A 6,325-nucleotide genomic window follows, 5' to 3' on the forward strand; every position below is an offset into this window, starting at 1 on the left:
TGTTAGAGCAAGGTTGGGCATTTGGGCTGGCTTTTCCATTGGGGCTACTGATGGCGATGGTGATTGGGCTTATCAACGGCATATTGACCATACGCTTTGATATCCCCAGTTTTATCGCCACGCTCGGTATGCTCTTTGTGGTGCGTTCTCTTACCATTGTGATTTCCGGTGGGTTCCCTCCCCTTCTGCCTTTGGGCGTGTTGCCGAAATGGCTGTTTACCGATTATGTCGGACCCTACGATTTCTTCAGGATGTCGGTGATCTGGTTTGTGGCGATTGCGATTCTGGTATCCGTTCTGTTGTCGAGAACCAATTTAGGAAACTGGATTCGCGCGACTGGTGGGTTTCTCCCAGCGGCTCAGTCTATGGGAATTCCGACTGCTAAAGTCAAAATTGCCTGTTTTGTGTTGTGTTCATTACTTGCTGGTTTCGCTGGTTGCATTCAGGTGATGCGCCTTGGCGCGCCCTTGCCTTCGATTGGAGAAGGAATGGAGCTGCAAGCTGTGGCGGCGGCAGTGATTGGTGGAACCGCTTTAACGGGCGGTATTGGCACCATTTTAGGTGGCATTGTTGGCGCGATATTAATCCGCGTAATCGACAACGGGTTGGTATTGAGCCGTGTAGATGCCAACTGGTTCAAAATGGCGATTGGCTTGCTCACCATCATTGCAGTCGTTCTGAATGCCTGGCTTCGCAAGCGTGCCAAGTCAATGAAAGTGGAGGTGTAATATGCAGTCCGCCATTCTTGAATGTAAGAATCTTCACAAATGGTATTCAGGTGTTCATGCCTTGCGCGGTGTGAGTCTGGATATCTACGCCAACGAAGCGCTTGGTCTGGTCGGAGACAATGGCGCAGGGAAATCGACGCTCATTAATATCCTGTCGGGTACTCAGGTTCCCGATGAAGGTGAAATGTTTATGGAAGAAACGCCCCTTAACTTGCGAAAACCCAGAGATGCCATGGACAAAGGGATTGAGACCATCTACCAGTACAACTCGATGGTGCCCAGCATGTCCATAGCCAGGAATATCTTTATCGGTCGAGAGCCGATGAAAATGTCGATAGGCGGTATCGGTATCTTAGATCAGGAGAAAATGCGGCAGGAAAGCATTAAAGCGATAGCAGATGTCGACCTGCATCTGCGCTCTCCCGATGCCTTGGTTGGCGAGCTTTCTGGCGGTCAGCGACAGGGGGTGGCAATCGCCAGAGCCATGCATTTCAAATCCAAAGTGATGATTCTGGACGAACCCACTAATCACCTGTCAGTAAAAGAAACCAACAAGGTCATCGACTTTGTTTCGGGGCTTAAGCATCAGTCCATCACCAGTATATTCATTAGCCACAACATGCACCATGTGTTTGCCTGCTGCGACCGCGTGGTCGCCATGGCAAGAGGCGAAGTGGTTCTGGATAAGCGAATTGAAGACACCAGCATTGAAGAGGTTCAGTCAATGCTGTAAGGAGAAACGATGATTTCATTACAAGGAAAGCGCGTATTACTGACAGGGGCATTAGGCACATTAGGTCAGGCTCAGACGGAGCAATTAACAAAACTTGGCGCGCACGTGTTGGCTCTTGATTTGCCCGATCTTGTCGATGCTCATTCGACTACAAATCCGAATGTAACGCATGTTCCGTGTGACTTGAACCAGATGAAAGAATCCCAGCAGATCGTTTCGGATTGCATCGCCAACCAAGGTGGCGCAGACATTCTGATCAACAATGCTGCTTTGATCATCAATCGCCCTTTTGAAGAGTTCTCTCTGGAAGAATATGAAAGCCAGATCCGAGTCAACTCCTCCGCTGCCTTTGCCTTGCTCTCCAGCGTGACTCCGCATATGAAAGCCAACCGTTGGGGAAGAATCATCAATTTCACCTCAATTACCTTAAATGGTCAGGTAGAAGGCTATGTGCCGTATGTGGCATCCAAAGGGGCGTTATTTGGGTTAACCAAGTCTCTCGCTCGGGAGTTGGGCGAGTTTGGTATTACAGTTAACGCCGTTGCACCCGGTGCCATTGTCTCGGATGCAGAAAAGCGCGTTTTTGGTCATAAAGCTCAGGAATACAGTGACTGGGTGCTGGACAGGCAGTGCCTGAAGGTGCGTATTCAACCGGAATCTGTCGCACATTTGGTTGCTTTTTTATGTTCTGACTGCGCTAGTATGATCACTGGTCAAAATATAGGCATAGACGGTGGATGGTCCTGATGGAATATTTGGAAAATGAGTTCCTTCGAATAGAGTTCTCAGCTCAGCATGGCGCTGCAATCACAAAAGGTGAGGCAAAAGTGAATGGGCAGTGGGTACCATTTCTGTATTCCGACCAGTCCCAGAGTGGCAAAATCAACGCCAATGGCATGTATGTGTTAGCTCCCTTCTCGAACCGGATATCAAAAGGCGGTTTTGAGTTCGAAGGCGTTAAACACCCAGTGAACAGAAACGTAAAAACCGAAACCTACCCCCTTCACGGAAATGCCTGGCAATCCGAATGGGAAATAGTGTCGCAAAGCGAGTCTGAAATTCTATATCGCCTAGATAACGCGTCTTTTCCTCCTTTTGATTACGATGCAGAACTCAAATATTCGATCCAAGACAATACCCTTCACTGCGAACTTAAGGTGACCAACAGAGGCAGTAAACCTTTACCTTTTGGAATGGGTTTTCACCCGTGGTTCTACCGGCATGAAGGAACAGAAGTTTATTTCGAGGCGTTGGGAATATGGATGGAGGACGAAGAGCACCTGCCCACCAAACACCTGAGCTTAGTTGAAGCCGCTAACTGGAGTTTTAATGAGTTCCGAGCAATGCCAGAACACCTAATCAATAATGCATACACCGAATGGAATGGCGTAGCGACCATTGTACAACCGGAAGATGGGCTTTCGATTCGGGTAACGGGGTCAGATCTATTGTCTTACCTTATTCTTTATTCACCTGATCAAAGTGCTGAGTTTTTGTGTTTAGAACCGGTTAGTCATCCCGTGGATGCACATAATCAGCGAAGCTTTCCGGGGTTGGTGACGTTATCGAATGGAGAAAGTATTTCGGCGGAGATGTCGATTCGCTTATCGCCGATAAAATAGAAATATCCATTTCGTCCCTTAAGAATATATTCCGACAGGCTCCCCGATAATTTTTATAATGGATTCAGAAAGTGCAGAAGTAATCTGTATAGGGGTTGTCTCCTGCCATCTCAAACCGACACTTCGCTCAATGTCTAACCCTGAGACTCTTATACTGGTGAGGTTTTGAGGTACAAGATTTCTGGGAGCCAGAGTGATATTTTGGCTATTTCTGATTAACTCAAAAGCCAAGTTTTCGCGCTCTATCTTAGCGTGAATGTTCAACTTAATACCCTCCGCTTTAAGCCTTGCTCTGCCAATTGGATCTAATTCACAGTTGGAACGATGGATAAAGGGGAACTTTGTAAGGTCTCGTATTGAAATCACATTGGCTGTTCTTGCATAAGGGTGATCGGAGGCTACTACCGCAACTAATGGCTCTCTCCATAACAATTTTTCATTCGGCATTAAGCGCCCCACATTACCCAAAATCATGTCCACACGTTTCTTCGCAAACCAGCTTTCAATTTTATTTGCTGAACCTTCCCATATATCGATTCTGGTATCGGGATTGTCACGCTCAAACGTTCGAAGCGCCTTAACTACGATATCCTGAGAAAGCGTATCAAGGACACCCAATATCCATTTTGATGTCTGGTTACTATCTCCTGCAAATTCTGCTTGAGCAGATTCACATTGATTTAGGATCTCAATCGCTCGATGATAAAAAATTTGCCCTTTAGGGGTTAAGCGTAATGGTCGATTAGCTGGTCCACTTCTATCAAATAATGCCCCTCCTAATTCCTCCTCCAAAGCCTTTAAGCCAGCAGAGATTGAAGGCTGGGAGACGTGTAGCCGTTCTGAAGCTTTGATAGCGCTACCATAATCGACTACTGAGACTAGAAATCTCAAATGCTGAACTTTTAACATAGAAAAATCCTATATCAACCAAGAGAAACAATTGAATATAACTATATTAAAAGAATTGGTATTTTGTTAGGTATATGCTCAATAAAACAAGGGGTATTTATGACAATCGTACTTCCTACTTTGCTATTCCTACAACAATATATTGAAGGTAGATTATCTTCTAATGTAACCACTGAAATGCAATACCCTACAGCTATATCGAAACTTTTAGGCTTCCGAATCACCGCTATTGAAAAGGGACACGCAGCAATAGAGGTAAATGCAGACCCTAGTATTCATGGTAATCAACAAGGTACTGTTCATGGAGGGTTTCTGAGTGAGCTCGCGGATGCGGCTATAGGGACAGCACATTCAACTGCGATTAATTCTGGTGAATCATTCACAAGCATTGATCTTCAAGTTAAGTTCTTCCGTCCAGTTTGGAAATCGATCCTAACGGCCAAGGCTAGTCCGGTAAGGCTTGGCAAAACGATAAGCCACTATCAGTGCCAAATTTTTCGTTCAGATGGTCAGGTGGTTGCTTTTGCATCCAGTACAGTCATGACTCTGCGTGGTGACTCTACAATAGGTAGATAACATTGTGTTCTATTTGAATGCTTTCCAATATTGAAAAAGCCTGAGCATTGGCTCAGGCTTTGACAGCTTGTGACTTTGATTATCGCGCTAACCAGCCACCATCGACCGCCAATGTGTAGCCGTTCACGTAATCCGATGCAGGTGATGCCAGGAATACGGCTGGACCAGCAATGTCTTTCGGCAAACCCCAACGCTGAGCAGGGATTCGATCCAATATTTCCTGATTTCTTTCCTTATCTGCGCGCAATGCCGCCGTATTGTTGGTCGCCATGTAACCCGGAGCAATAGCGTTAACATTAATGCCTTGCGACGCCCATTCGTTAGCAAGAAGCTTGGTCACACCCATTACCGCACTTTTCGATGCAGTGTAAGAAGGTACGCGAATGCCCCCCTGGAAAGACAGCATTGAGGCGATGTTGATGATCTTTCCGCCTTCACCCTGCGCAATAAATTGCTTGGCAACTGCCTGAGACATAAAGAAAACACTCTTGATGTTGAGGTTCATTACGTCATCCCAGTCTTTTTCTGAAAACTCAAGCGCATCGTCACGACGAATGATGCCTGCGTTATTCACCAGAATATCAATACGACCTGCCATGCTGGTGGCTTTGTCTACCACCTGAGCAATCACATCGCTGTTACTAAGGTCTGCGATGATTGAGTAGAAGTTCTGACCCGCCGCTTCAACCAGTGCGGGAGTATCTTCTGGATCGGAGTAGTTAACGCCAACAATGTCACAGCCTGCCTGCGCCAGTGCAACTGCCATACCTTGTCCCAAACCTGTATTACAGCCAGTGACGAGAGCAACTTTTCCTTTCAGGTTAAAGGTATCTAACACCATGTTCTTCTTCCTATTGTTGTAATTATCCGTTTCTTGAGCGTTCTCAAACAAAGAAAAGAAACTTTAATTTGTTTATATTGAAACATTGTTTCACTTAAATTTTAAGGCAAAAAATTTTTATGTAACGGATATGTGATTAAACTCTTAATTCTTCGATTTGTAGTGTGTCGTGCTGACATCTCTTAATCGCTGTGCAGCCTGCTCTGGAGTGAGATCACGCTGGCTTTCTGCCATCATCTCGTAGCCCACCATGAATTTTCTGACGGTAGCGCTGCGCAGTAGTGGCGGGTAAAACGATGCATGAACTTGCCAGTGTTTGGGGTTCTCTTCCCTCTCTAGCGCACTGTGCCAGCCCATCGAATACGGGAATGAGCAGTTAAAGAGATTGTCGTAGCGAGTGGTGAGTTCTTTAATGGCGATCGCCAGATCGGCTTTTTGCTCGGCATTGAGATCCGTCAGCCTTGGAGCGTGAGCTTTAGGTAATAAAATGGTTTCAAATGGCCATGCTGCCCAATAAGGAACGAGTGCGACCCAGTGTTCGGTTTCCACCACAATACGATCTTTTACTGCTAGTTCACGCTGAACATAATCCACCAGCATGGTTGACTCGTGCAGAGCGAGATATTCCCGCTGAGACTTATCCTTTTTGGCAACAAGCGTAGGAACAAAACTGTTTGCCCAGACCTGACCATGCGGGTGAGGCTGCGAACACCCCATGGTTGCCCCTTTGTTTTCAAACACCTGAACCCATGGGTAAGTTTTACCTAGCTCCTGAACTTGTTCTACCCAGGTATCGATCACTTTCTCTATTGCGTGAGTATCAAGCTCTGGCAGAGTTTTGCTGTGATCGGGCGAAAAACAAATTACTCGGCTCTCACCTGTTGCGCTTTCCAACTTGAACAGAGGATCGTCACCA

At 46.3% G+C, this 6,325-nt stretch carries 8 protein-coding genes; 5 read left to right on the forward strand and 3 right to left on the reverse strand.

The genetic code is table 11. The annotated features are described in order from the left end of the window. The 4 genes from RH89_RS11800 to RH89_RS11815 form a co-directional block, all read left to right on the forward strand. Positions 1-728, forward strand: a 728-nt coding sequence (locus RH89_RS11800) for an ABC transporter permease (protein ID WP_004402088.1), incomplete at its 5' end; no start/stop codon positions are given. Between the two features lies 1 nt (position 729). Continuing rightward, positions 730-1,461 carry an ATP-binding cassette domain-containing protein gene (locus RH89_RS11805; protein WP_004402089.1) on the forward strand — a complete coding sequence of 244 codons (732 nt, stop codon included), beginning with the start codon at positions 730-732 and terminating at the stop codon, positions 1,459-1,461. 9 nt (positions 1,462-1,470) lie between these two features. Further along, on the forward strand, positions 1,471-2,208 hold the full coding sequence (locus RH89_RS11810) for an SDR family oxidoreductase (RefSeq protein ID WP_004402090.1): 738 nt from the start codon (positions 1,471-1,473) through the stop codon (positions 2,206-2,208). After that, entirely contained in the window at positions 2,208-3,083 is an 876-nt protein-coding gene (locus RH89_RS11815) for an aldose 1-epimerase (protein WP_004402091.1), read from the forward strand. Before RH89_RS11810 ends, RH89_RS11815 begins: the two co-directional genes overlap by 1 nt. 18 nt (positions 3,084-3,101) lie before the next feature. On the opposite strand, the gene RH89_RS11820 is transcribed toward RH89_RS11815, so the two are convergent. After that, positions 3,102-3,992: a LysR family transcriptional regulator gene (locus RH89_RS11820; protein ID WP_004402092.1), complete on the reverse strand. Its 891-nt coding sequence runs from the start codon at positions 3,990-3,992 to the stop codon at positions 3,102-3,104. 99 nt (positions 3,993-4,091) lie between these two features. On the opposite strand from RH89_RS11820, the gene RH89_RS11825 reads away from it, so the two are divergent. Continuing rightward, complete coding sequence (locus RH89_RS11825) at positions 4,092-4,568, forward strand: PaaI family thioesterase (RefSeq protein ID WP_004402093.1); 477 nt, start codon at positions 4,092-4,094, stop codon at positions 4,566-4,568. A gap of 79 nt (positions 4,569-4,647) precedes the next feature. On the opposite strand, the gene kduD is transcribed toward RH89_RS11825, so the two are convergent. Continuing rightward, positions 4,648-5,409 carry a 2-dehydro-3-deoxy-D-gluconate 5-dehydrogenase KduD gene (gene kduD, locus RH89_RS11830; protein WP_004402094.1) on the reverse strand — a complete coding sequence of 254 codons (762 nt, stop codon included), beginning with the start codon at positions 5,407-5,409 and terminating at the stop codon, positions 4,648-4,650. Between the two features lie 144 nt (positions 5,410-5,553). Next, on the reverse strand, positions 5,554-6,325 hold a 772-nt coding region (gene galT / locus RH89_RS11835; RefSeq protein WP_004402095.1), incomplete at its 5' end, for a galactose-1-phosphate uridylyltransferase.

The organism is Vibrio nigripulchritudo ATCC 27043 (genome assembly GCF_000222685.1).
GTDB lineage: Bacteria > Pseudomonadota > Gammaproteobacteria > Enterobacterales > Vibrionaceae > Vibrio > Vibrio nigripulchritudo.

Coding starts and splice junctions, on each gene's coding strand:
- RH89_RS11805 (WP_004402089.1), top strand. CDS start 730: ATGCAGTCCGCCATTCTTGAATGTAAGAATCTTCACAAATGGTATTCA.
- RH89_RS11810 (WP_004402090.1), top strand. CDS start 1,471: ATGATTTCATTACAAGGAAAGCGCGTATTACTGACAGGGGCATTAGGC.
- RH89_RS11815 (WP_004402091.1), top strand. CDS start 2,208: ATGGAATATTTGGAAAATGAGTTCCTTCGAATAGAGTTCTCAGCTCAG.
- RH89_RS11820 (WP_004402092.1), bottom strand. CDS start 3,992: ATGTTAAAAGTTCAGCATTTGAGATTTCTAGTCTCAGTAGTCGATTAT.
- RH89_RS11825 (WP_004402093.1), top strand. CDS start 4,092: ATGACAATCGTACTTCCTACTTTGCTATTCCTACAACAATATATTGAA.
- kduD (WP_004402094.1), bottom strand. CDS start 5,409: ATGGTGTTAGATACCTTTAACCTGAAAGGAAAAGTTGCTCTCGTCACT.